The organism is Photobacterium sanguinicancri (assembly GCF_024346675.1).
Taxonomy (GTDB): domain Bacteria; phylum Pseudomonadota; class Gammaproteobacteria; order Enterobacterales; family Vibrionaceae; genus Photobacterium; species Photobacterium sanguinicancri.
Genome location: NZ_AP024850.1, coordinates 58,304 through 83,895, shown reverse-complemented (window position 1 = coordinate 83,895; position 25,592 = coordinate 58,304). Strand labels below are relative to the sequence as shown.

Genomic DNA, 25,592 nt, shown 5'->3' with positions numbered 1-25,592 from the left:
TTTGTATCCCAAGTAGAAAAATGAGAGAAAAAATGGCCAGCCATAAAAAACAGCAACTCTTAGATACCGCCCTTAGCCTCTTTGTCGAACATGGGATCCAAGGTACTGCGACCGCCAAAATAGCCCAACAAGCTGGCGTCGCAAATGGCACACTTTTTCATCACTTTGCGACTAAAAAAGAGTTGGTTGATAATTTGTACCTGCTCACCAAGACTGAGCTCAGTGCAGCAATGACACCTGCCGATCCCTTGTTGTCATTAAAAGCGCAAGTCGAGCACTACTGGCAGACAGCCTTAGAGTGGGCATTACACCATCCAACTCATTTGCAATTTTTACGTCAAATGGCAAGCGATCCACATTCGAGTGTTCAACAGCAACACGAAATGATGGCAAGCACCATGGGGTTCCTAATGGCCTTACTTGAAGAGGGAATTATCAGCGGGGAATTATTCCCTCGTCCGAGACCCTTGCTGTTTAATTTTTGCCATACTCAATACTTGGCCACCGCCAGTTTACTGATTGATTGCCCAGAATACGCAACAGACCCAGAATTTCAGCAACACGCTTTTGACTTATTTTGGCAAGCGATCGCTAACCCAAGTAATACCTCAGCATAAAGCCTACGCGATTAAACAACAGATACAAAAATGGGCGCCGAAGCGCCCATTTTTTCATACTCGCTGTGACTTACAATTACGATAAGTTATGCGCGTATTGTGTTAATTCGTCCATGCTTACGGTTGTTACGAATTGACCATCAAGGTAGAAATCCACACCATCTTCTACTTTCTTGCCACGTAATACCGCTGTCTCACCATTTTGGTAAGCAACATGCATATCTAGGGTCTCAGCATCAATTTGTTCAAAGCTTGCTGCATCAACATTACTTTGACGAACGCTAGCCAATGGCGCTGTTGTCATGCTTTTATCTAGTTTGCTATTTACTTTGAAAATAGCATCAACAGGCATATCAACTACCGCTGGTGAACGACCTGTGATTGGGTTTTTACCCGTCCAGAATTCAATGCTGTTGAAGATGAACATATCTGCCGTTGCTGCAATACCGTAAACCGGACTTAGCAATACAAACAGTCCTGCACGACCATAACGATTATCCACCGCTGACAAGTTCAGTTTTGTCACAGCCGCAGAGGTACCCATTTGACCAATACAACCCGTTAGTGATGTTGCTAGCACTGCCATTGCAACCGCTTTAAGCGCAACTTTCGTCATTACCGATATCTCCAATTATTTAGATCGTAAAAAAAGCTGGCGGATTATAGACCTTTTTGGATGAAGGTCGAGCTTTTTATACGAAAAAATTGCAGGTGAAAACCGGATATTTCAACACTTTGTTTTTGCAGATAATTTATATAAAAGCGCTATTTTACATCGTCTGTAAAAGCAGCGCTTTCTGTTTTAGGGCACAACAAAAATGTTTAAGCGTATTGCCCTGCGACATAGCCACTCGACCATGCCCATTGGAAGTTATACCCACCAAGCCAACCGCTAACATCCATCACTTCACCGATAAAATACAAACCAGAAACCTGCTTAGCTTCCATTGTTTTCGATGACAATTCGTTGGTATCTACCCCACCCAAGGTCACTTCCGCTGTGCGGTAACCTTCAGTGCCGTTGGGTGCAATGGTCCAGCGGTGGAAATAGTCCGCTAAGGTGGTAATGTCTTTCGGATTAAACTGCTTTAAGGGTTTATCTTCCAGATCGCCACGCGCAATCAAGACTTCGATTAAACGCTTAGGTAATAAACGAGACAATGAGTTTTTCAGACTTTGATTAGGGTGTGCTTCACGCATTGCCGTCAACGTTTCAGTTAAATCATCATTCGGTAATAGATCAACCGTCACTTTTTGTCCCGGCGTCCAGTAAGAGGATATCTGCAGCACTACAGGCCCAGATAAACCACGGTGGGTGAACAATAAATTTTCTTTAAATGAGGTGCCATCTTCCGCATCAATCACCGTCGGAATAGCAATACCTGAAAGCTCAGCAAACGCTTCTTTATCTTCTTTATGCAACGTAAATGGCACTAAGCCTGCCGTGGTCGGGATACGCTTCAAACCAAATTGTTCCGCTATCTGGTAACCAAATGGCGTTGCACCCAATTTCGGCATCGACAAGCCACCCGTCGCCACCACCAATGACTGGCAATGAACGGTATCGGTGTTCAATTTTAGCGTGAAGCCATCTTCCGTCTTAGTTATATCATGCACATCGACTTGATAGCGTTGTGATACTGTTGGTAAGTCACACTCAGCCAATAGCATTTTGACAATGTCTTTGGCTGAATCTAAGCAAAACAATTGGCCATGCTCGCGTTCTTCAAAGGCAACCTCATGTTTACCAATCATTGCCAGAAAATCCCATTGGGTATATTGCGACAAAGCCGATTTTACAAAGTGAGGGTTACGACAGACAAAGTTATTTGCCGCCACATCGTAATTGGTAAAGTTACAACGACCACCGCCTGAAATCAGGATTTTACGGCCCGGTTTTTTGCCATGATCAACCACCAGCACCGAACGGCCTCGCTTGCCCGCCTCAGCAGCACACATCAACCCTGCGGCACCCGCACCAATAATCACTACATCAAACTGTTCTGCCATCTCACTCAACCTGCTTTTCTCGCAATGAAAAAGGGATGCCGATATAGCATCCCTCATTTGCGCACATTTTACCCGCCTGAGCGGCGAATACCAACCGCAATCCTACAGCCTTAGCACTCGGGTGACTCAAACTGCACCTTAGACGAAGGAGACTGCAGTGCCATCAAGGCGTTATCACCCAACTGCACCGTACTGGTTGGGAAGGCAAAGTCAGCGCCATGCTGATGCACAATCCCAACGATTTTAAGCATCACATCTTGTTGTACGTCTTTATATTCAATCCAATTCACGGTTTTGGTGAAGGTATATACCAAGATATCAAGCGATGATGGTCCGTAATTATCAAAACTGACAATCAAGGTTTGCTGGCTATCAATCTCTGGATGCTGACGTAACATCTGCTTGATCCCTTCCACCACATTTCCCACCACAGCCGCATCTTGATAGCGCAGCCCGACTTTTTGCTTAATCCGACGATTCGACATCCGCGATGGGTTTTCCACCACAATAGAACTAAACACCGAGTTCGGCACATACAGCGGGCGCTTGTCAAAAGTGCGGATCACTGTCATGCGAAAACCAATACGCTCGACTGTCCCTTCAATGAGGCGATCAGGACTACGGATCCAATCCCCGACTTTAAACGGGCGATCAAAGTAAATCATCATGCCGCCAAAGAAGTTAGCCAAAAGATCTTTGGCTGCCATACCAACGACTAAGCCACCGACACCACCAAAGGTTAAAATGCCCGATAAGCTCAGCCCAAGGTTTTGCATCATCACAAGGCCGCCGATCACCATAACGATCAGGCGCAGCACTTTAGAAACAGCATTTAAAGTGGTGAGGTCTTTCGCTTTATCCGCTAATGCTACTTCGACATTGGAAATTAAGCGAAGCAATACCCAAGTGAGCGTCCAGACCAAGAGTAAGTGACGTACGACAACCAGAAATGCGGTTGAATAATGGCTGGTATTCTCCACAGCCACACCGACGGAGATCAGTGCAGGCCAGAGCCAAATCAACCAAGAGACAGGGCGACGCACTGCATGCACTAATGCATCATCCCAGATGATTTTGGTGGTTTCTGCGATGTGAGCAAGGCGGCGACTGATCAGCCACCAAGCCCCCGAGAGCACAGCACTTAAGGTCAATAATAAGCCCACATTGAAGAGCCAATCAGGGCTAGAGCCTTGTTCTAATGAGGCCCACCAGGTTGTCATTTTTTCCATCAATAATCATAACTTTTTGCGTTCAATAGCCGTAAAGTTAAGCGCAATAACGACGATTGGCAAACAGAAATCACCTCGATATTCGGCCGAGATCGGACAATCGGTATTACATGCCGAGGTAAGCAACCACGAAAATGGCAATGAAGAAAACCATCAAGAAGGTACTGGCAAGAATAAATAACCGACGAACTTTAATGCACTTGGCCATAAATACAGGATCATGATGCTTATGGTATTGCTGACTGCGAATGTAGTGAAACAAACGAATTTGTTTACTGACATTGCCTTGAGATGAGAAGAAACCACGACCATCCACTTGCTGATAAAGCAAGGGATCACACTCGCGCATGATGGCGAGTAATGTACGTAATGTACTGACATACCTAGAAACGTTAACAACGGCAACCATAAACAGCGCCAGCAGTAATGCATCCCCACTAATCATAAACAACCCCCAAACTACCTTAGACACAAGCAGGGGATAAAGGGTGCATCAATACACCCTATACTATGATTTAACCTGCTTGCGTATCCATCACAGACGACGATCCAGCTTTGGCCATCGCTGCCAAGTCTTTGTCGATAAAGAACAAGGCTTTACCGTCTTCACCAACCAGCTCAATCTTGTCTAGAACACCTTTAAACAACTTCTCTTCTTCGTGTTGTTCTGCGACATACCACTGTAAGAAGTTAAATGTTGAGTAATCTTGAGTAGTGAACGCCACATGCGCCAGCATGTTGATTTGTTTAGTAATCAACTGCTCATGCTCATACGTCTCACGGAACACATCACCCAGTGATGCAAATTCGTGTTTTGGTGCTTCAATCGCACCCAGAATCGGCATTGCACCCGTTTCACTCACGTACGTGAATAAACGCTGCATATGTTCCATTTCTTCAACAGCATGGGCACGAAGAAACTCAGCAGCACCTTCAAAGCCTTTATCTTCACACCATGCACTCATTTGCAGGTATAGGTTTGAAGAGAAAAACTCCAAGTTAATTTGCTCATTCAGTTTTTCAACCATCGCTTGCGCTAACATCGCACTACTCCTTCTTATACAATTGTAATAGAGACATTGTCACAGCGCACAATCAAGTTTGCAACATAACAAAAGTAAGTATCTGAGGTGACACTCCTCAGTTAGGGATAAGATACGAAAAGAAAAGACAAAAAGACCACTCTGTATGGAATTTTATAGTTAGCATCAAGGGTGAGATCTACACGATATTTTTGCGCCATACTCAGTGGTAGCATGAAATTAAACCGTGATAAGGAGTGCAAAGTTATGGCTTACAAACACATTCTCGTTGCTATTGATCTATCGGAAGACAGCTTCGTTTTAGTCAACAAAGCTGCCGCATTGGCCAAGGCTGTTGATGCTAAATTATCGCTGATCCATATTGATGTGAATTATGCCGAACTTTATACCGGCCTGATTGATATTAACCTGTCTGATGCTCAGCATCGTATGGCAGATGAAGCGCAGCACCACTTAAAATCCCTATCAGAAAAAGCAGGGTATCCCGTTTCTCACACCCTTGTGGGCAGTGGTGATTTAGCCGATGAAATCTGTCAGGCGATCGATGACCTTGATATCGAACTGATAGTGTGTGGTCACCACCAAGATTTCTGGAGTAAAATTCTGTCTTCAGCGAAACAGCTAATCAACCGTACACCTGTTGATATGCTAATGGTGCCACTAAAATAGTACCGCCATCGTCACCTCGAGCGGTAAAGCCAACTTACCGCTCCGACCTCTTGCCTTAAACTAGCATTTTCATGCTTGTTGCAAAGGCTTTCAGGTACACTATCGCCATGACATCTATGGATTAATCGAATTGTTATGGGATATCTTTCAGCTATTACCTTGCTCTGGGCGTTTTCATTTAGCCTGATTGGGGTATATCTTGCGGGTCAAGTCGACGCTTGGTTCTCGGTACTCACTCGTGTGTCACTAGCGGCACTGGTGTTTTTACCTTTCTTACGTAAGCAATACTTACACCCCAAATTAGCAGCTAAGTTAATGGTGGTGGGTGCCTTTCAGCTTGGCATCATGTACTGCTTCTATTACCAGTCTTTCCTGTATCTATCGGTACCTGAAGTGCTGCTCTTCACTGTTTTCACGCCGATTTATGTCACTCTGATTTACGATGCACTGCACCGTCAGTTTTCAGCTTGGTATCTTGTGACCGCGGTTATTGCCGTCTTGGGCGCAGCCGTCATTAAATTTGAAGGCATTAATGAAAACTTCATTATGGGTTTTTTAATCGTCCAAGGCGCTAACCTAAGCTTTGCGATTGGCCAAGTCGGCTATAAGCGAACCATGGAGCAAGAAAACAAAGATATCCCGCAGCATACTGTGTTTGGCTTGTTCTATTTAGGCGCAATGTGCGTCGCCATACCGATGTTTTTGATGTTTGGTAATACCGATAAGCTGCCCACCACTACCACTCAATGGGGGGTGCTACTGTACCTCGGTACGATGGCGTCAGGCTTAGGCTACTTTTTATGGAACAAAGGAACAACCATGGTCAATGCTGGTGCCTTGGCAATCATGAATAATGCCTTAGTACCTGCGGGATTGATTGTAAATATCGTGATTTGGAATCGTGATGTTGATTACCCACGCTTGATCATTGGCGGCATTATCATCGTCTTTTCATTGTGGCTAAATGAAACTTGGGTCAAACGTAAGGTCGCGGCATCGCGCCAAGCGAGTGTGTAGCCACCACCTCGCCATGTTTCTCATGTCGTAACAACAAAAACGGCGAGCCAATGGCTCGCCGTTTATATATATCATCCCAAGCTAGCTAAACTGCTGCCATTTCGTCTTAGATAAACGAAAACGCATCGGCGAACATACGCTCACGCTCTGCACCTTTTTCTGCGGTGAACAGTTCGCGTGCTGCGCCTGCCATCTCAAAACGGCCACAAATATAGATATCGTAAGCTGATAGGCTAACAAAATCGTTGCTCACGGCTTCCAGTACATTGCCCACTTTGCCTTGCCAAGCAGCTTCAGCTTGCTCAACCACAGGCACGTAAGTCAGGTTCGCGTGTTTATCCGCCAACGCCTGTAGTTCATCATTTGCGTACAGCTGGCATGCGTCACGGCCACCCCAGTAAACAAAGATAGGCTGGTTCACGCCACGACTTAAACAGTTATCTAAAATACTGCGTACGTAAGAAAAGCCCGTACCACCCGCAATCATCAGTAGCGGCTTCTCGCTGTCAGTGCGTACCCAAGCGTCACCGTGTGGTGCTTCGATTTCAACAGGCGTGCCCGCAGCAAGTGCCGCTTTCATGGTTTCCACCACTTCAATCGCGTACGGGTTATGCTCTGCGGCACCAATATGAAGCTCTAGCTCACCTTCACGGCACGGGCTGCTTGCTATCGAGAATGGGCGTTTATCTTTCTCACCCATCACGGCTAACAGGTACTGACCGGCTTTGAAATCGATCGCTTGTTCTGGCTGCAATAAAATACGGAATGTATTACATGCTAATGATTCAACTGACTTTACTTCACATTTAATCGACATGGTTGTCCTCTAGTCGTTCAGGAGCATGGTCGCGTTCGATGTCGCTAATCCATGCTGAGCACCAAGTCGCTTTTCGCCGTTGCTTGGCAAGTAAACATCCAACCCTGCGCTTGCTCTTTCTCAGTAAGCATAGGCTCAAGTTGGTAAGTTATCTCACCCGATAGTTTTCGGCACATGCACATCGCACATGCACCGACTTGGCAACGATTAGGAAAAGCAATGCCTGCGTTGAGCGCAGCCTGCAAGACGCTTTCATGCTCGGTAGCAGTAAAAGTGACATCAGCAGGTAGCAGGCGAACTTGGTACGTCATAATATTCTTAGTAATAGTGTCTTGGCTAAAATGCGGTTAGTACTGGCACGTTAACAAGACTCATTAAAAACAGGTCATCACCTATGATAACCTGTTCAGCCTTGGAGATAACTACGATTTAAAAATCGCTAACTCATCCCAAATAGCATCGACTTTAGCAACAATCGCGGGATCTTTGCTAATAGGGGTACCCCATTCGCGATCCGTTTCACCTTGCCACTTATTGGTCGCATCCCAGCCCATTTTAGAGCTGCTACCCAACGAAAGTTGCTCCGCTGCCGCCCCATTAATCATAATGGCATCACGACTTGGATCCATTCGGGTAGTGACCGCCCAAATCACATCATTCCAATCGCGTACATTGACATCATCATCACAGACAATCACAAATTTGGCATCGGTGAATTGTGCTAAGAAAGCCCACACAGCTTCCATCACTGCAATTGCCTGACCTGCACCTTCTTTTTTGATGCTGACAATCGCCATACGGTGCGCATCAGCTTCGGGTGGTAAATAGCAATCGAGAATTTCAGGGTGTTGATCTCGCAACGCTTTAAGCCCCGCATCGACATCAAAATCATGGTTAACGGTTAATGCTTCGCTCGGTGAGTTTGCCGTTTCTGCTTCCCATTTGATCGTGACATCCAAGCCCATTTTTGACCCTAAGCCAACGACAGGCGAAGCAAAGTCCAAGGAATCAATTGGGGTGTTATCGATCATCACGGTGTCGCGCACCGGATCCATGCGAGTGGTCATTGCGTGAATCACGCTGTTCCAGTCACGTGCGTTGACATCGTCGTCGCACACCACCACAAACTTGGTGTACATAAACTGACGCAAGAAAGACCACACGCCCATCATGACGCGTTTCGCATGACCTGGGTATTGCTTCTTCATGGTCACTACCGCCATGCGGTATGAACACCCTTCAGGCGGTAAGTAAAAGTCGGTAATTTCAGGGAATTGTTTTTGCAAAATAGGCACAAACACTTCGTTAAGTGCCACGCCTAATACCGCTGGTTCATCGGGCGGACGGCCCGTATAGGTACTGTGGTAAATCGGGTTATTGCGCATGGTTACGTGGGTAACAGTAAACACATGATGGCTTTCGACTTCATTGTAATAACCGGTGTGGTCACCATAAGGCCCCTCATCGGCAAACTCCGTCGGGTCGATATACCCTTCTAACACCACTTCTGCGCTCGCGGGGACATCAAGGTCATTGCTAAGGCTTTTCACTACCTCGGTTTTGCTGCCACGTAACAGCCCTGCAAAAGCATACTCAGATAAGGTATCTGGCACTGGGGTCACCGCCCCGAGAATCGTCGCAGGATCCGCACCAAAGGCAACAGTTACAGGAAAAGGTTCGCCTGGGTGGGTTTCCATCCAGTCACGTAAATCAAGCGCCCCACCACGGTGAGCAAGCCAACGCATGATCACTTTGTTTTTACCCAACTTCTGTTGACGGTAAATACCCAGATTCTGGCGTTTTTTGTTCGGTCCCTTGGTAATGGTTAAGCCCCAAGTTAATAGTGGCGCCACATCGTCTGGCCAGCAGCTCATCACTGGGATTTTATCAAGGTCAACCTCATCACCTTGCCATACAATTTCTTGGCACGGCGCTTTACGTAAGCGCTTCACTGGCATGTTTAAGACTTGCTTGAACACGGGCAGTTTGTCCAGTGCGTCACGAAAGCCTCGCGGCGGCTCTGGTTCTTTTAGATACGCCAGCAGCTTACCCACTTCGCGTAGCTCTTTGACGTCCTGTCGGCCCATCCCCATAGCAACACGGTCAGGCGTGCCAAACAGGTTGGTCAATACTGGCATGTCATAGCCAACAGGATTTTCAAATAGCAATGCAGGACCGCCCGCGCGAAGCGTGCGATCACTGATTTCGGTCATTTCTTGATTGGGATCGATAGGCTGCGATATTCGCTTTAGTTGCCCTTGCTGCTCAAGGCGATCAATAAAGTCGCGCAGGTCCTTGAATTTCATAGGTGCTACCCGTTACCAAGCGGCACCCTCACTATGCGAGTGCCCATCAATTAATGGGCGATATTATAACGAGTTGTTAACCTAATCTCACCTGATTATGATTATCAGTTACTGCTCGAGTACAATTTGAAGATTCTTTTTCAGTACATTACTGCTGTGTGATGTGGCGAGCTGACGTAACCAACTGGTGTAGCCTTGCTGCGCTAGTTGCTGTGCGACGACTTGGCCTTCATCAACCTCGCCCATTTTGGCGATCAAGAATTGGCGCGTTGACGCAGGCATCGGCCTTAGGGTGATCAATGAGCGATAGGCTTGTCGCTTTAATGATGGGTTGGTAGTGGCCGCCATCAATTGCTCAAGCGCTAAAGGGGTCGGCGCCATCTCGGTTAAGCGCGTTAATTCTTGATAGCTATAGGTATCGGTACGACGGCGCCATAACAGTTGATACATTTTACTGTCGCCAGAATGCGCAGCTAAACTGGCAATAATGGCATTATCAGGGAGCCACATCAGTTGGTTGTCAGATTGAAACTGGGTGACTAAGGTGGCGATTGCATCGGGGGAAAGAGTATCCACCCGTTCTAAAAACAAGTCACGACGGCGCTTTTGTACCACAGCATCTGTTGTTAACCAATGCGATAGCTGCAAGGTGCCAGATTCTGCTTTACGCACCATGTCATCGGCTTGTAATTGATGCTCCCAATGCTGGATCAAGGTACGTGCTGGTGCCCCATAGTGAAAAGCAGCTTTGGTCACTAGGTAACCATCCCCTTGTTCTACTATGGTAAAAGTAGGTTTACGCCCTGCTTGTTCAGCCAACCATGTAGCTTTAGCTTGATCAACTTGACCAAATTCCACCGCAAATAATACTAATTTTTCACGAACAGCTTCTTGAGAGAGTGATGGTAATTGCGAGAGGTTAAATTCTAAGGCGCGAAAATCATTACGCTTATAGAGCGTGGTAAGGGCGTTCACCCGAGTCTGCACTTGCGCTGATGCTAAGGTGTCGAGTACCTGTTGTTCTGACACATCTTGTGCCAAAGCGGGCGCTGTCCACATCGTCAGTAGCAAGGGTATCATGCACAGTCCTTGTCGCATGTTATCTCCTATTTTTCGAAAGGAAGATGAAGAACATTCTGTGCTCTACTATCTATATTGCATCATAGGTAATACTGTCATCCTGACTTGCCTATTTATTACCTATACAGTATTCCAATCATAATACCAAGCTGAATGATTATTCTTATTAATAACCACCACCTCAATAAGCAACCTTACACCTATACGTAATGATTTCGTCATCAAGACGCAATTGAACACTGAATTTAATTCAGTATGCCTGAAAGACAAGCAATAAAAAACGCCGCACTAGGCGACGTTTCTTTAATTTGTGACCGAGCTAACTTTCTAGCTCAAGACCAACTCAATTATGAGTTTTGGCGACGCATAGCATCGAAGAACTCATCGTTCGTTTTGGTCATTGAGAGCTTGTCGATCATGAATTCCATCGTATCGATTTCGCCCATTGCATGGACAATCTTACGTAGGATCCACATTTTCTGTAGCTCGTCAGATTTCGCCAGTAGTTCTTCACGACGTGTACCAGAACGGTTAATGTCGATAGCTGGGAATACGCGTTTTTCAGCAATTTTACGAGATAGGTGCAGTTCCATGTTACCTGTACCTTTAAATTCTTCGTAAATAACTTCATCCATTTTAGAACCAGTATCCACTAGCGCTGTTGCGATGATAGTTAAGCTACCGCCTTCTTCTACGTTACGTGCAGCACCGAAGAAACGCTTAGGACGGTGAAGGGCGTTCGCATCAACACCACCGGTTAGTACTTTACCTGATGAAGGTACAACGGTGTTGTATGCACGTGCTAGACGTGTGATTGAATCCAGAAGGATAACCACGTCTTTTTTGTGCTCAACAAGACGTTTTGCTTTCTCGATAACCATTTCAGCAACCTGAACGTGGCGAGATGCAGGCTCATCGAACGTTGATGCAATAACTTCACCTTTAACTAGGCGTTGCATCTCTGTTACTTCTTCCGGACGCTCATCAATCAGCAATACCATCAACTCACACTCTGGGTGGTTGTAAGCAATGCTTTGTGCAATGTTCTGTAGCAACATGGTTTTACCCGCTTTCGGCGGAGCAACAATCAGACCACGCTGACCTTTACCAATTGGTGATGCTAAATCAAGAACACGTGCCGTGATGTCTTCTGTTGAACCGTTACCACGTTCCATACGCATACGATCGTTAGCGTGAAGCGGAGTTAGGTTTTCAAATAGAATCTTATTACGAGCGTTATCCGGCTTATCGTGGTTAACTTCGTTGACTTTTAATAGTGCAAAGTAACGCTCACCGTCTTTTGGTGGACGAATCTTTCCAGCAATGGTGTCACCAGTACGAAGGTTGAAACGGCGGATTTGACTTGGAGAGACGTAGATGTCATCAGGGCCAGCGAGGTAAGAACTATCAGAAGAGCGAAGGAAGCCGAAGCCGTCTTGAAGAATCTCTAGAACACCATCGCCAAATATGTCCTCACCACCCTTCGCGTGTTGTTTAAGAATTGCAAAGATAATATCTTGCTTTCTTAAACGCGCTAGATTTTCCAATCCTAAGCTTTCGCTAAGCGCAACAAGCTTTGGAATAGGTTGGCTCTTCAGTTCTGTAAGATTCATAGTGGTGGGTTTCTTGTTTGTCAAAATGGGGTTCTATATAGTTGAGAGAGTTAATGACCAATGGGGCTGGTCATGAAATGAACAAGTTTGATAATGTCGTGCGATAAGTTAGCACTAAACCTTCCATCCGTCTAGCATAGTCGGAAGACAAACTGTGCACAACAAAGAAATTGTGCACAGCTCGTATTTACAGCTTAAACGTTCGCGTCTAGGAACTCTTTAAGTTGAGATTTTGATAGCGCGCCCACTTTGGTCGCCGCTACGCTGCCATCTTTAAATAGCAATAATGTTGGAATGCCGCGAATACCAAACTTAGGAGGTGTTGCTGCATTTTGGTCAATGTTTAGCTTACCAATCGTCAGTTTGCCTTCGTACTCGTCAGCAATTTCGTCAAGAATTGGGGCAATCATTTTACATGGACCACACCATTCAGCCCAAAAATCGACTAGTACAGGTCCTGCAGCGTTAATTACATCACTTTCAAAGCTTGTATCGCTTAGCTGCACAATCTTGTCGCTCATCTTCCACTCCAATGGTTGATTTTATTAGCTTATACCAATCTGGATAAGTAAATGTTCAATGTTTAACTGATAAACCGCCAGTATATTCAAAGCGTAAACAGCAATAACTAGTCTGTCTAGTCTGGGGTATTTAGGCTTTATATAGGTTATTTAAATCCGCTTACATGATCAGATAGCTCGTCTGATAAGTATTATTTATACGCTACAAAGTTTGAATCAGGCTAGTCGAATTACGTTAAACCTGACCTATCTCATAGTATAAAGAGCAAATCGTTACCCTATTTGAATTGAATCCGTTTCGTATTGCAACCCTAAGCTGATATTCTATAGCAATGAAGACGACTCATATCACAGAGCAAAAATTTGCCGACCTTGGTCTAGAACCAACGGTTGTAGCAGGTTTGGACAGCAAGGGTTTCTACAATTGTACCCCGATCCAAGCCTTGGCATTGCCGGTAGTGCTCTCCGGCCAAGATATTGCAGGACAGGCTCAAACAGGTACGGGTAAAACCCTTGCCTTCCTGACTGCTACTTTTAATCACCTACTACTTAACCCTGCATCAGCAGAGCGTAAGCAGAACCACCCACGCGCGATTATCATGGCTCCAACGCGTGAGTTGGCGATTCAAATTTATAACGATGCTAAACCGTTATTAGAAAGCACGGGTCTAACCGCAGGCTTAGCTTACGGTGGTGAAGCGTACGAAAAACAACAGAAAACACTCGAAAATGGTGTTGATATTCTGGTGGGTACGTGTGGCCGTATTATCGATTTCTACAAGCAACGTGTTATCGATCTACGCAGTATCCAAGTGGTTGTACTTGATGAAGCCGATCGCATGTTCGATTTGGGTTTCATTAAAGATATCCGTTTCTTGTTCCGTCGCATGCCGGCACCGGAAGCACGTCTTAACATGCTGTTCTCTGCAACGCTGTCTTACCGCGTAAAAGAACTCGCTTTTGAACACATGAACAGCCCAGAAAGCGTTGTGGTTGAGCCTGAACAAAAAACAGGTCACCGCATTCAAGAAGAGCTTTTCTATCCTTCAAATCAAGAAAAAATGCGCTTACTGCAAACCTTGATTGAAGAAGAGTGGCCAGATCGCGCAATCATTTTTGCCAATACTAAACACCGTTGTGAAGATCTTTGGGCGCATCTAGCAGCCGATGACCACCGTGTTGGTTTGCTAACAGGTGATGTTCCGCAGAAGAAACGCATGCGTATTCTTGAGCAATTCACCCAAGGCGAAATTGATATTCTTGTCGCAACAGACGTTGCTGCACGTGGTCTACACATTCCACAGGTAACTCACGTATTTAACTACGACCTACCTGATGATGCTGAAGATTACGTTCACCGTATTGGTCGTACTGGCCGTGCAGGTGCAAGTGGTCACTCGATCAGTTTTGCTTGTGAAGGTTACGCAATTAACCTACCAGCAATTGAAACTTACATTGAGCACTCAATCCCAGTTTCTAAGTACGACAGCGAAGCGCTAATGACAGAATTGCCAGCGGCACTGCCTGTACAACGCACTCCACGCCAAAATGGTAACCGTCGTAACAATTCGCGTCAGGGACAAGGTCAGGGACAATCTCGTCAGCGTCGTCGTCCGCAAACGCAGAAATAATAAGAATCGATAAATCTATGGAAAGAAGCTCAGTATCACCTTTGTACGCAGCAATTGATTTAGGCTCCAACAGCTTTCACATGTGGATTGTCCGCGAAGTTGCTGGCAGTGTTAAAACACTCGCAAAAATAAAGCGCAAAGTGCGTTTGGCCGCAGGGTTAAACCACGACAATATCCTCAGCGATGAAGCCATGCAGCGTGGCTGGGAATGTCTAAGCCTATTTGCTGAACGTCTTCAAGACATTCCCGCAGAGCGCATTCGTATTGTGGGTACCGCCGCGCTTCGTACAGCGGAAAATGCTGATACTTTTCTTGCCAAAGCAAAAACGATTCTCGGTCACCCGGTTGATATTATTCCGGGTGAAGAAGAGGCGCGTATCATCTACCAAGGTGTCGCGCATACTTCAGGTGGCAGTGACAAACGCTTAGTGGTCGATATTGGCGGAGCCAGTACCGAGGTCATCATTGGTTCTGCATTTGATGCCAGTGCCCTCACTAGCCTAAAAATTGGCTGTGTCACCTGGCTTGAACGTTACTTCAAAGACCGCGCACTCAGTGCCGCTAACTTTGACGCCGCTATCACCGCAGCTAAAGCGGCCATTGATCCGATCTTAGCGCAGTACAAACAGCTAGGCTGGGATACCTGCGTGGGTGCCAGTGGCACGGTACAAGCCTTACAAGAAATCATGCTGGCACAAGGCATGGATGAAGTTATTACGCTGCAGAAATTGAAACGCATGCAGCGTCAGGCGATGCAATATGAACGCTTGGAAGATTTAGACATTGAAGGGTTAACCTTAGAACGAGCATTGGTGTTCCCGAGTGGTTTATCGATTCTTATCGCCCTGTTTGAATCGCTCAATATCGAGACCATGACGCTTGCCGGTGGTGCACTGCGTGAAGGTATGGTTTACGAAATGATGAGCCAAATGCGTCATCATGATGTTCGTGAACGCACCCTCAACAGTGTTCAACGACGCTTTCAGCTTGATGCAATTCACGCCGATAATGTGGCGAATACCGCAATGACCCTGCTCACTAGTTGCCAAGATGAATGGCAACTTGAACAGCAAGCCCCTTGCCTGCTTCATGCCAGCAGTACCTTGCATGAAATTGGCGCGAGTATTGAGTTCAAAAAAAGCGGCGAGCATGCGGCATACCTGGTCAACCATATCGATCTGCCCGGCTTTACCCGTGCGCAGAAACACCTGATTGCCGAGTTACTTCGTCGTCACCGTGAAGCGCTCACCAGCTTGCCAGAACAGCATGCTTTATCTGCATCAAGTGCAACCCGTATTCTACGCTTACTGCGATTAGCCGTGATACTTTGTCATCGTCGCGACCACCAGCATCAACCGATTGTGACGCTAACAGCAACAGACAATAATCTCACGCTATCGTTACCCAACGCATGGCTTGTCAGCAATCCGCTGACCAATGCAGAACTTCAGCAAGAAGCGAACCGCCAAACCGATTTGGGTTGGCCGTTGCACATCGTCGCCATGGATGACGAGGCCTAATCGGCACTATCTTATTCATGCGATAACTGTTTTAGTACGATCAAAAAAGGCTCCCTTCACTAGGAGCCTTTTTTATTATCGGTAGATAATTGCTAACCGATGATTAGCCAGTAATACTACAATGACGCAGCATCGCATCAAGCTGTGGCTCACGGCCACGGAAGCGTTTGAACAAGGTCATCGGCTCTTCACTACCACCACGCTCTAAAATGCAATCCAAGAAATCAGCACCCGTTTGTGGGTTAAAGATCCCTTCTTCTTCGAAGCGAGAGAATGCATCAGCAGACAATAGTTCGGCCCACAAGTAGCTGTAGTAACCTGCGCTATAACCACCCGCAAAGATATGGCTGAAGCTATGTGGGAAACGTCCCCACTCGGGGCCCTGTACAACAGACACACGTGATTTAATGTCAGCTAGGGTTTCCAGCACTTGCGCACCAATCTCTGGGTCGTATTGGGTGTACAGGCTAAAATCGAACAGACCAAACTCAAGCTGACGTAAAATACCCATCGCTGATTGGAAGTTTTTAGCCGCTAGCATTTTATCGAGCATTTCTTTTGGCAGGGCTTCGCCTGTCTCAAAGTGACCCGAAATAAACGCCAGTGCTTCTTCCTCCCAACACCAGTTTTCTAAAAATTGGCTTGGCAGCTCTACTGCATCCCAAGGGACACCGTTGATACCCGATACTGCAGGCGCATCAATTTGGGTCAGCATGTGGTGAATACCATGACCCGTTTCATGGAATAGTGTCACGACTTCATCATGGGTAAATAAGGCAGGCTTATCACCAATCGGCTTGTTGAAGTTACAGGTTAGGTAAGCAACCGGCGTCTGCAACGAGCCATCAATGCGAGTGCGACGCACCATGCATTCATCCATCCATGCTCCGCCACGTTTGTGCTCACGAGCATATAAATCGAGGTAGAAGCTACCACGCAGTTCACCTTTGCTGTCAAAGATGTCGTAGAAAGTAACGGCATCATCCCAGACATCAACACCATCACGCTGTTTCACATCCATGCCGAAGACACGTTTCAGTACTTCAAACAAACCCGCAACTGCGGTTTTCTCAGGGAAGTACGGGCGTAGCTGTTCATCAGAAATGCTGTAGCGATGCTGTTTTAGTTTTTCACTGTAAAACGCGAAGTCCCATGGTTGCAGATCATCTGCACCAAACTCTTCTTTGGCAAACGCGCGTAACTCAGCCACTTCACGCTCACCTTGTGGCTTGGCGCGGGTAGCGAGATCGTTCAAAAAGCCCAACACTTGTGCTGGAGACTCCGCCATTTTTGTCGCCAGCGATTTTTCACTGTAAGTGCTAAAACCTAATAAGCGTGCTAATTCATGGCTTAGTTTCAGCTTCTCAGCAATGATCTCACTGTTATCCCATGTTCCTGCATTCGGGCCTCGATCTGACGCACGGGTCACAAACGCCTCGTACATTTCTTGGCGTAAGGCACTGTTGTCACAGTAGGTCATCATCGGTAAGTAAGAAGGAATTTCCAGCGTAAACAAGTAACCGTCTAATTCTTTCGCTTGCGCAGCGGCTTGAGCTGCTTGCAGTGCTGAGTCAGGTAAACCCGTGAGTTCAGCTTCATCTGTTACCTGCTTACTCCACCCCATGGTGGCATCTAACACATTATTACTGAAGGTTGAGGCTAACTCTGATAGGCGCTTGCTGATTTCACCATAGCGGTGTTGCTCATCAGCAGGTAAACCAATACCTGACAATTCAAAGTCTTTTAACGCATCGGTGATCGATTTTTGCTGTGCTTGGTTCATGTCAGCAAAATCATCACTCGCTTTAATCGCTTTGTACGCTTCGTACAAGCCTTTATGTTGACCAACCCACGTGCCGTAATCAGACAGCATAGGTAAACAACCTTCGTAAGCCTCACGCAATTCAGCGCTGTTTTTCACACCGTTTAAATGAGAAACAGGCGACCAAATTTGGCTTAATCGATCATCTGTTTCCGCCAGTGGTTCACAAATAGAATCCCAGCTTGGCGGCGCATCGTTTGCCAATACCTCTTCTACCTTGGCACGACAGTCAGCAATCGCTTGTTCAACAGCAGGTTGAATGTGCTCAGCTTTAATGAGAGAAAACGGAGGCAGATCCGTCATGGTCAATAGTGGGTTTGACATGCGCTTATCCTTTATGAGGTTATCCCTATTAAATGTGTCTTTCTGTGGTTAAATTCAATCCCTTAGTTAACCTTAGAGCAAAAATTAATGTCCCATTCGGCTTTAATTATGTGCCAGCAACTTAAATAAGCCAGCGCTTAGCACCTTCGAAACTGGATATTCATCATGATTTGGCGATAATAGCGCCTCACTATCCTTATTCGTAGCAGAGACCCCCTTATGCTGAGTTATCGTCATAGCTTCCACGCAGGCAACCATGCCGATGTGGTAAAACACATTGTTCAAAGCCTGATTTTGGATTCGCTCAAGCAAAAAGATAAACCATTCGTTTACCACGATACCCACTCAGGGGTTGGCCGTTACGATTTACAAGATGAGCGTAGCGAAAAAACGGGGGAATTCCTTCAAGGGATCGCACGTATTTGGTCGCGAGACGACATTCCAGCTGAGATTGCACCGTACATTGATGCGATCAAAATGCTAAACGACAGTGAAGAGCTGCGTTACTACCCGGGTTCACCTAAGGTGGCGAGCGCACAGATCCGCGGTCAAGACCGTATGGTATTAACCGAGCTGCATCCAACAGACTTCCCGCTTTTACTGCAAGAATTCCGTGGCGATCGCCAAGTGAAGATCTATAAAGAAGATGGATTTACACGCTTAAAAGGCAGCCTGCCACCCAAAGAGCGTCGTGGTGTGGTGTTGATTGACCCTCCATACGAGCTAAAACGCGAATACATGGATGTGGTAAAAGCCATCCGTGAAAGCCACAAGCGTTGGGCTACCGGCACTTATGCTATTTGGTACCCTGTGGTTTACCGCGAAAACATCGATAAAATGATCAAAGGCTTAGAAGATACAGGTATCCGTAAGATCCTAAAAATCGAACTCGGCGTAGAGCCTGATACTGAAGAACGTGGTATGACCGCCTCAGGCATGATTGTAATTAACCCACCGTGGAAACTTGAAAGCCAAATGAAGGCGATTCTACCGTGGCTACAACACGCTATTTCACCGGTAACGGGTTTCAATACTGTTGAGTGGATTGTGCCGGAATAATCGCGCCACCCACCATTACGTTACATCGACTGGCGAGTCACAATGCTCGCCAGCTCACATCTCTTTTCTCTCTCTTTTCAATCCCCACCACTCCTGCTCGTATCTCATAGTTTTCTCCATTACACTAAACCCAGAATAAATGGCGATAAAAAATTACAAATAGGTGGAGAAAGTCATGGCGAAGCATTTTGATTATATTTGTATCGGCGGTGGTAGCGGCGGTATTGCCTCAGCAAACCGAGCTTCAATGTACGGCGCAAAAGTCGCGATTGTAGAAGCAAAAGCCCTTGGCGGTACTTGTGTAAATGTAGGTTGTGTACCTAAAAAAGTAATGTGGCACGGCGCACAGATTGCTGAAGCAATGCACCTTTACGCGAAAGACTACGGCTTTGATGTCGATGTTAAAGGATTCAACTGGGGCAAACTGGTTGAAAGTCGCGAAGCCTACATTGGTCGCATTCACCAAGCGTACGACAATGTCCTTGGCAATAATAAAGTCGAAGTGATCAACGGTTTTGCGACCTTCATTGATGCAAAAACCATTGAAGTTAACGGCGAGCATTACACTGCCGATCATATTCTGATTGCGGTAGGCGGTGAACCAACCATTCCAAACATTCCTGGTGCCGACCACGGTATCGATTCAAACGGTTTCTTTGAGCTAACCGAGCAACCAAAACGTACAGCCGTTATTGGTGCTGGCTACATTGCAGTAGAAATTGCAGGCGTACTGAGCGCACTAGGCACAGATACTCACCTGTTCGTACGTAAAGAATCGCCACTGCGTAGCTTCGATCCACTGATCGTAGAAACTCTGGTTGAAGTGATGGATGCAGAAGGCCCAACCTTGCACACCCACTCAATTCCCAAAGAAGTGGTTAAAGAAGCAGATGGCACCTTCACCATGCACTTTGAAAATGGTGAATCACACAACACAGATTTAATCATCTGGGCGATTGGTCGTCACCCAACCACAGACAAGATCAACCTTGCGGCAACTGGTGTTGAAACCAACGACCGTGGCTACATCAAAGTAGATGAATACCAACAAACCAATGTAGCTGGCATTTACTGTGTGGGCGATATCATGGAAGGCGGTATCGAGCTAACACCTGTCGCGGTTAAAGCGGGTCGTCAGTTATCTGAGCGTCTATTCAACGGTAAAACCAACGCGAAGATGGACTACAAGCTAGTCCCAACCGTGGTATTTAGCCACCCGCCAATTGGTACTATCGGTCTGACTGAACCAGAAGCGATTGCACAATACGGCGAAGACAATGTGAAAGTGTACAAATCAGGCTTCACCGCGATGTACACTGCCGTTACTGCGCACCGTCAGCCTTGTAAGATGAAGCTAGTGTGTGCAGGCCCAGAAGAAACTGTCGTGGGTCTTCACGGTATCGGCTTTACCGTTGATGAAATGATCCAAGGCTTTGGCGTTGCCATCAAAATGGGCGCTACCAAAGCAGACTTCGATTCAGTGGTGGCAATTCACCCAACAGGCTCGGAAGAGTTCGTGACTATGCGCTAGTCGCACTCTGAATTTAAGACAATAAAATTCGAGATAACAAGATTCGAGATAACAAGATTTGAGAAAAAAAAAGGGAAGCAGTTAGCTTCCCTTTTTTAATGCATCAACTGAAGTCAGTGGCTTATAGTGTAAACACTAACTGCGCAGATACACCGTAGTTATTGTCTTGACCGAACTGACCCGCTAGGTCGAAACCAAATGCGCCAAACGGTGTGAAACCAATACCAGCCGTCATTAAGCTCTCAGCGTGATCTGTCATGCTGTGGCTGTAACCTGCACGCAACTGCGCCCATTGCCATGCATCTAGCTCAACACCCAGCTTTGCAAACTGTGTGCTGTAATCAAACTGCTTAAAGGATTGTTGTTTATTTAGATCAACATCTGCCGCCACAGTAAACCAACCATTGGCATAAGCGGCACCTAGCTTGTACTGTGGCTCAACCATGAAGGTCGCGCTGTAGCTTTCGCCAGCATCACCGATGATTTTATTGGTTTCTAGCTCTTGCGAGATAAGGTTCATCGCAGAAAAACCAATCGTCACATTTTCAACTGGCTGGTAAGACACACCCAAATCCATATTGAATGCCGAGCTTTGCTCTGGATCATCAATCTCAAAATCAAAGGTACTCACGCTTTCCATCATGTTTAGCGCAACCAGCGTTTGGAATTTAGGCGATACCCCCACAGAGAAACGTTTACCGTAAGCACTAAGCTCAAAAGATTTCGCTAGTGTCACACCCAAATCAACCGTACCACCCGCAAGACCTGTTGCCATCGAATCTAGGTCATTTGGATTAGAATCTTTATCAAAGTCACTATCAGCCACCTCGGTAACCGCAAACGCCGCAACACTTGCTTTCGCAAATAGGCTAGCACTCACAAAGCGGTTAGGGATAGAAACCACCATACCGACTTTGGTTTCTGCTGCTATTTGGCCGTTATCCAATGCACGCAACGCATCTTCCCACTCACCACGTACACTTGGATCGTTTTCCAAACGATCATTCAAGTTTTGGAAATCATCTAGTTTGGTCATCATGTCATCAGCATCATGTGCGCTGACATTGATGCTTGGTAGCAACATACCAAAGTCATCATTGCTTTTATAATTTGTTGCCATCGCTGGGTTGTAAAACGCAGCAGTTAAATAACTGGCAGACGCAACACCCGTACCACCCATAGCTCCGCCACGTGCATCCATACCTGTGTAAGCTGCAGACGAAAAAGATACCAACGGCAAAGCTGCCGCAACCATTAATGAGATACCACTACGATTAATATTCATAATCCCTATTTAATTATCATTTTTTATTGAAAGCGCAAATGCGCGGGGATTATATCGGTCAAAATGACGTAAATATATATCTATCAATACTATAGAGTAAAAGCATTAATTTACATTGAATACAGGCTTGTTTTTTAATTCTCCTTTTGGCCTAAAATCTAACTGAATAATTACGCTTGCAAGGCGTCACAGTCGACACAATCACGCATAAAAAAGCAAATTATCCGATTTAGTATTCCATCAACACGCAATTCTATGTAATATTCGTCTAACTATTTACGATATATCAGTGAATGGTTATGCGTTAAGTTGATTAGATAAATTTTCCAACCAACAATAAATTCGGATGTTGTATGCAAGAACAGACAATCAATCTAAAGAACCCCACCACAGCAAACTGGCTGATGTTCCTGATCCCTTCTCTACTGGGGGTTTTCTTGTTTATGGCGCCCATCAATTACCAAGACAGCATCACCATTCCTATTGCAGTGCTTGCTAAGTCGGTACAAGCCCTGTTTGAAGGCATGTTAACCACAGTTGTGACTGTATCAATCACAGCAACCGCACTCGCGACCATCGCAACAAAAATCGTTAAACCACGCGCTATTTTAGACAACAATTTTTTGAGTGGTTTATTGAACCCTTCCCTTGCGTGGTTTGTGGTACAGCAGCTTGGCGCTATTTTTGTGGTCATGACTTACTTTGAAGTCGGCCCAGCCATGATTTATGACGGCGCGACAGGCGGCTTGGTCTTACATGATCTACTACCTGTACTATTCTCTGTCTTTATCTTTGCAGGCCTGCTGCTACCACTGCTGCTAAATTTTGGCTTACTGGAGTTCTTTGGCGCTTTGTTCGCAAAAGTGATGCGCCCGATCTTTGGTCTACCAGGTCGTTCAGCGGTTAACTGCATTGCATCATGGCTTGGCGACGGCAGCGTTGGCGTACTAATGACCAGCAAGCAGTACGAAGATAAAATTTACACCGAACGCGAAGCCGCCGTTATCGGTACCACCTTCACCGCTGTTTCTATTACTTTCAGTTTGGTTGTGATTGCCCAAGTAAACCTTGAGCACCTGTTTGCCCCGTTCTACCTCACTGTATGTTTGGCCGGTTTTGCCGCTGCTGTTATCGTGCCGCGTTTACCGCCGCTTTCTTGGAAAAGAAACCAATACATCGATGGCTCAACCGATCTTGTCGACCACGAAGCCATTCCAGAAGGCAGCACGGCGATCCGCTTTGGCTTAGAACAAGGCTTACTGAAAGCCAGCCAAGTGACGAGCATGCGTAAAGTGGTTATTGATGGTATTAAAAATGCCATGGACATGGTCTTTGGAGTGCTACCCGTTGTCATGGCGATTGGTACAGTTGCCCTTGTTATTGCAGAGAATACTCCAGTATTTAACTATCTAGGTATGCCATTTATTCCGCTACTGGAGCTGCTACATATTCCAGAAGCCGCTGCAGCATCGAAAACCATTGTCGTCGGCTTTGCTGACATGTTCTTGCCTTCAATTTTGGCAGCCAGCATTGAGAGTGACTTAACCCGCTTTGTGATTGCAGCAATGTCGGTTACTCAGCTGATTTACATGTCTGAAATTGGTGCGCTACTGATTGGCAGTAAAATCCCAGTGAAACCATGGGAGCTATTTGTGATTTTCATTTTACGTACCCTAGTAACCTTGCCGGTTATCGCTTTGATGGCACACATCATTTTCTAAGCTCCCACTTCAATCACAAATTCAAACATCAGAAGCCAGCATTTATGCTGGCTTTTTTATGCACGTAGTTTCAATAACTAATTAATCAAACTACGTTACTTTTTTGAATTCACACAACGTCTGATCCATATATATGCATTTTTTTGTTACCAATGTCACGGTCTATATTACGTGATCTTGCTTCAAAGCCTAATTGATATAAACATGCAATTGATATGATTAACAATCATCCAATTCAAATAATAACTAATTAAAATATAAGCATTAATCAAAGGAACCAAAATGCATTTCAAATATACGGCAGTTGCAGCATCTCTCACCTTAGCACTTAGCCTGACCGGTTGTGGCAGCGATAGCGACACTAACAGCACGGCTGGCACTGGCAACACCATTAAAGTGATTGATGGCTACCTGTCACAGGCAGAAATTTGTATCGATCAGAATAAAAACAGTGTGTGTGATGCTGGGGAATTACTACCAACACTGACCAATGCTAAAGGCGAAATCACAATTCCTGCAGATAAGGCAGGGTACCCGATTATTGCCCGTGCCATCGCAGGTAAAACAAGTGATAGCGATAAACCTGGTACGCTCGGTAATTCGTATGAACTCATTGCAGCAGCTGGCTCTAAAGTCGTGACCCCTTTTACCACTCTTGCTTCCGTTCAAGGTAAAACACTGGCTCAAGTTGCAAGCGAACTCAACTTACCTGCTGAAATGATCAGCGGCGACTACGTTGCAATGAAAGCTTCTGACAACAAAGCAAAAGAAGTGCACCTGCTAGCACGTAGTGTCACGAGTGAACTTGCTCCTACCGTTAAAGACAATCAAGCGGCAGAGTTAACAGCCACCACACAGAAAATTCAAAAAGAAATCGATGACCAAGTCAATGCTGGCGCCAAGCTTGATGACATCACCATTGAAATTGATGATTCAGGCAAGGCATCTTCAGTAACTATTATTCAATCGTTAGATGCTTACTTGAAAGATGGTGACAGCCAATTCATCAGTATGAACCAAGCTTACGCGATAGATGAAGGCATTTTCAAAGTATCCGTTTCTGGCGAAAAGCAACTGACTCTTACAGACAAAAATAGCAAAGTAGAAACCATTAACTACACAACCGAGGGGAATACGCTAGTTGTAAGCAGTGGTGCAAACTCTGAGCGTGATACCTTCATCTATATTGCCGAGAATATCTCTCTGGCCGTAACAGAAGATTCCGATCTCATTCTATGGACCAAAGGCGATCTGCAAAAATCACAGCCACTAGCAGCAAGCTACTTTGAAGGTAAAACTTGGTACTACCTAAGCGATGATGCCCCATCACAGAGCAAAGAAGCTCAACCTATGGTTGCGAAGATGGTCTTTGGTAAAGATAAGGTAACAATCACAGAACCTTATTCAACCAAACCAACCGAATCAATGGATCTTCCTTGGAAAATGGACGGTGATAAACTCTTCATTAACTTCCCTGAAGGTGACTCTGATTTCAGTGTTACTTTGTATCTAGAAGACAAAAACATGATGGCGGTTTACAACTATTCTGAGAGCCGTATGGGCGTGTATGACCTCTTCATCAAGCATGAAGACATGGCTAAAAACCTCTACAACAAATGGAAAAAATAGAGCACCACTTATAGTCGATTAATCATAAGTCCCTATTTGCTATCAGTGCTTAGGGACTCTTTATTTTCCAGTACTCCCCCCGCTTAATCTCTTATTAGTTAGCATCCCTTTTGGCATAAATTCTCATTTCTTAAAATAAGAGATAAAA

22 protein-coding genes are annotated in these 25,592 nt (G+C 45.7%); 9 read left to right on the top strand and 13 right to left on the bottom strand.

The genetic code is table 11. From position 1 onward, the window contains the following. Positions 1-20 precede the first annotated feature (20 nt). Positions 21-617 (top strand): TetR/AcrR family transcriptional regulator, encoded by a 597-nt coding sequence (locus OCU87_RS00370; RefSeq protein WP_261857637.1) that lies wholly within the window; start codon positions 21-23, stop codon positions 615-617. Between the two features lie 76 nt (positions 618-693). On the opposite strand, the gene OCU87_RS00365 is transcribed toward OCU87_RS00370, so the two are convergent. The 5 genes from OCU87_RS00365 to ftnA form a co-directional block, all read right to left on the bottom strand. Continuing rightward, positions 694-1,233 (bottom strand): DUF3332 domain-containing protein, encoded by a 540-nt coding sequence (locus OCU87_RS00365; protein ID WP_062688209.1) that lies wholly within the window; start codon positions 1,231-1,233, stop codon positions 694-696. 206 nt (positions 1,234-1,439) lie between these two features. Then, a complete protein-coding gene (locus tag OCU87_RS00360) occupies positions 1,440-2,627 on the bottom strand; it encodes a BaiN/RdsA family NAD(P)/FAD-dependent oxidoreductase (protein WP_261857636.1) in 1,188 nt (395 codons plus the stop codon). A gap of 110 nt (positions 2,628-2,737) precedes the next feature. Beyond that, positions 2,738-3,856, bottom strand: a complete 1,119-nt coding sequence (locus OCU87_RS00355; protein WP_261857635.1) for a mechanosensitive ion channel family protein — start codon at positions 3,854-3,856, stop codon at positions 2,738-2,740. Between the two features lie 106 nt (positions 3,857-3,962). Then, positions 3,963-4,301 carry a universal stress protein UspB gene (gene uspB, locus OCU87_RS00350; RefSeq protein ID WP_048900483.1) on the bottom strand — a complete coding sequence of 113 codons (339 nt, stop codon included), beginning with the start codon at positions 4,299-4,301 and terminating at the stop codon, positions 3,963-3,965. Positions 4,302-4,371: 70 nt separating this feature from the next. Further along, a complete protein-coding gene (gene ftnA, locus OCU87_RS00345; RefSeq protein ID WP_048900484.1) occupies positions 4,372-4,899 on the bottom strand; it encodes a non-heme ferritin in 528 nt (175 codons plus the stop codon). A gap of 246 nt (positions 4,900-5,145) precedes the next feature. Between ftnA and uspA the strand changes: the two genes are divergently transcribed. After that, positions 5,146-5,568 (top strand): universal stress protein UspA, encoded by a 423-nt coding sequence (uspA, locus tag OCU87_RS00340; RefSeq protein ID WP_062688204.1) that lies wholly within the window; start codon positions 5,146-5,148, stop codon positions 5,566-5,568. 135 nt (positions 5,569-5,703) lie between these two features. Then, the gene (locus tag OCU87_RS00335) at positions 5,704-6,585 is read left to right on the top strand and encodes a carboxylate/amino acid/amine transporter (protein ID WP_094956560.1); all 882 of its coding nucleotides are present in this window, start codon (positions 5,704-5,706) and stop codon (positions 6,583-6,585) included. Between the two features lie 106 nt (positions 6,586-6,691). On the opposite strand, the gene fre is transcribed toward OCU87_RS00335, so the two are convergent. The 6 genes from fre to trxA all read right to left on the bottom strand — a co-directional run bounded on the left by fre (position 6,692) and on the right by trxA (position 12,922). Then, on the bottom strand, positions 6,692-7,402 hold the full coding sequence (gene fre / locus OCU87_RS00330; protein ID WP_261857634.1) for an NAD(P)H-flavin reductase: 711 nt from the start codon (positions 7,400-7,402) through the stop codon (positions 6,692-6,694). A 44-nt stretch (positions 7,403-7,446) separates the two neighbouring features. Next, a complete protein-coding gene (locus OCU87_RS00325) occupies positions 7,447-7,713 on the bottom strand; it encodes a 2Fe-2S iron-sulfur cluster-binding protein (protein ID WP_062688203.1) in 267 nt (88 codons plus the stop codon). 111 nt (positions 7,714-7,824) lie between these two features. Continuing rightward, positions 7,825-9,708, bottom strand: a complete 1,884-nt coding sequence (gene ubiD / locus OCU87_RS00320; protein ID WP_261857633.1) for a 4-hydroxy-3-polyprenylbenzoate decarboxylase — start codon at positions 9,706-9,708, stop codon at positions 7,825-7,827. A gap of 108 nt (positions 9,709-9,816) precedes the next feature. Continuing rightward, positions 9,817-10,806: a hypothetical protein gene (locus OCU87_RS00315; RefSeq protein WP_261857632.1), complete on the bottom strand. Its 990-nt coding sequence runs from the start codon at positions 10,804-10,806 to the stop codon at positions 9,817-9,819. A gap of 329 nt (positions 10,807-11,135) precedes the next feature. Further along, complete coding sequence (rho, locus tag OCU87_RS00310) at positions 11,136-12,401, bottom strand: transcription termination factor Rho (protein ID WP_062688197.1); 1,266 nt, start codon at positions 12,399-12,401, stop codon at positions 11,136-11,138. A 194-nt stretch (positions 12,402-12,595) separates the two neighbouring features. Continuing rightward, the gene (gene trxA / locus OCU87_RS00305; RefSeq protein WP_062688195.1) at positions 12,596-12,922 is read right to left on the bottom strand and encodes a thioredoxin TrxA; all 327 of its coding nucleotides are present in this window, start codon (positions 12,920-12,922) and stop codon (positions 12,596-12,598) included. A 332-nt stretch (positions 12,923-13,254) separates the two neighbouring features. On the opposite strand from trxA, the gene rhlB reads away from it, so the two are divergent. Next, a complete protein-coding gene (rhlB, locus tag OCU87_RS00300) occupies positions 13,255-14,553 on the top strand; it encodes an ATP-dependent RNA helicase RhlB (protein ID WP_094956556.1) in 1,299 nt (432 codons plus the stop codon). Between the two features lie 17 nt (positions 14,554-14,570). Next, positions 14,571-16,073, top strand: coding sequence for a guanosine-5'-triphosphate,3'-diphosphate diphosphatase (gene gppA, locus OCU87_RS00295; protein WP_062688191.1), 1,503 nt, complete (start codon positions 14,571-14,573; stop codon positions 16,071-16,073). A gap of 103 nt (positions 16,074-16,176) precedes the next feature. Here gppA and prlC read toward each other — a convergent pair whose 3' ends face one another. After that, on the bottom strand, positions 16,177-18,219 hold the full coding sequence (gene prlC / locus OCU87_RS00290; protein ID WP_261857631.1) for an oligopeptidase A: 2,043 nt from the start codon (positions 18,217-18,219) through the stop codon (positions 16,177-16,179). Positions 18,220-18,438: 219 nt separating this feature from the next. On the opposite strand from prlC, the gene OCU87_RS00285 reads away from it, so the two are divergent. After that, positions 18,439-19,278: a 23S rRNA (adenine(2030)-N(6))-methyltransferase RlmJ gene (locus OCU87_RS00285; protein WP_062688189.1), complete on the top strand. Its 840-nt coding sequence runs from the start codon at positions 18,439-18,441 to the stop codon at positions 19,276-19,278. Between the two features lie 175 nt (positions 19,279-19,453). Beyond that, positions 19,454-20,809 (top strand): glutathione-disulfide reductase, encoded by a 1,356-nt coding sequence (gene gorA, locus OCU87_RS00280; RefSeq protein WP_261857630.1) that lies wholly within the window; start codon positions 19,454-19,456, stop codon positions 20,807-20,809. 121 nt (positions 20,810-20,930) lie between these two features. Here gorA and OCU87_RS00275 read toward each other — a convergent pair whose 3' ends face one another. Beyond that, a complete protein-coding gene (locus tag OCU87_RS00275; protein ID WP_261857629.1) occupies positions 20,931-22,094 on the bottom strand; it encodes a conjugal transfer protein TraF in 1,164 nt (387 codons plus the stop codon). A 353-nt stretch (positions 22,095-22,447) separates the two neighbouring features. Between OCU87_RS00275 and OCU87_RS00270 the strand changes: the two genes are divergently transcribed. Together OCU87_RS00270 and OCU87_RS00265 are read left to right on the top strand one after the other, a co-directional pair. Further along, positions 22,448-23,815: a YjiH family protein gene (locus OCU87_RS00270; RefSeq protein WP_261857628.1), complete on the top strand. Its 1,368-nt coding sequence runs from the start codon at positions 22,448-22,450 to the stop codon at positions 23,813-23,815. 282 nt (positions 23,816-24,097) lie between these two features. Further along, positions 24,098-25,444: a hypothetical protein gene (locus tag OCU87_RS00265; RefSeq protein ID WP_062688184.1), complete on the top strand. Its 1,347-nt coding sequence runs from the start codon at positions 24,098-24,100 to the stop codon at positions 25,442-25,444. Positions 25,445-25,592 lie beyond the last annotated feature (148 nt).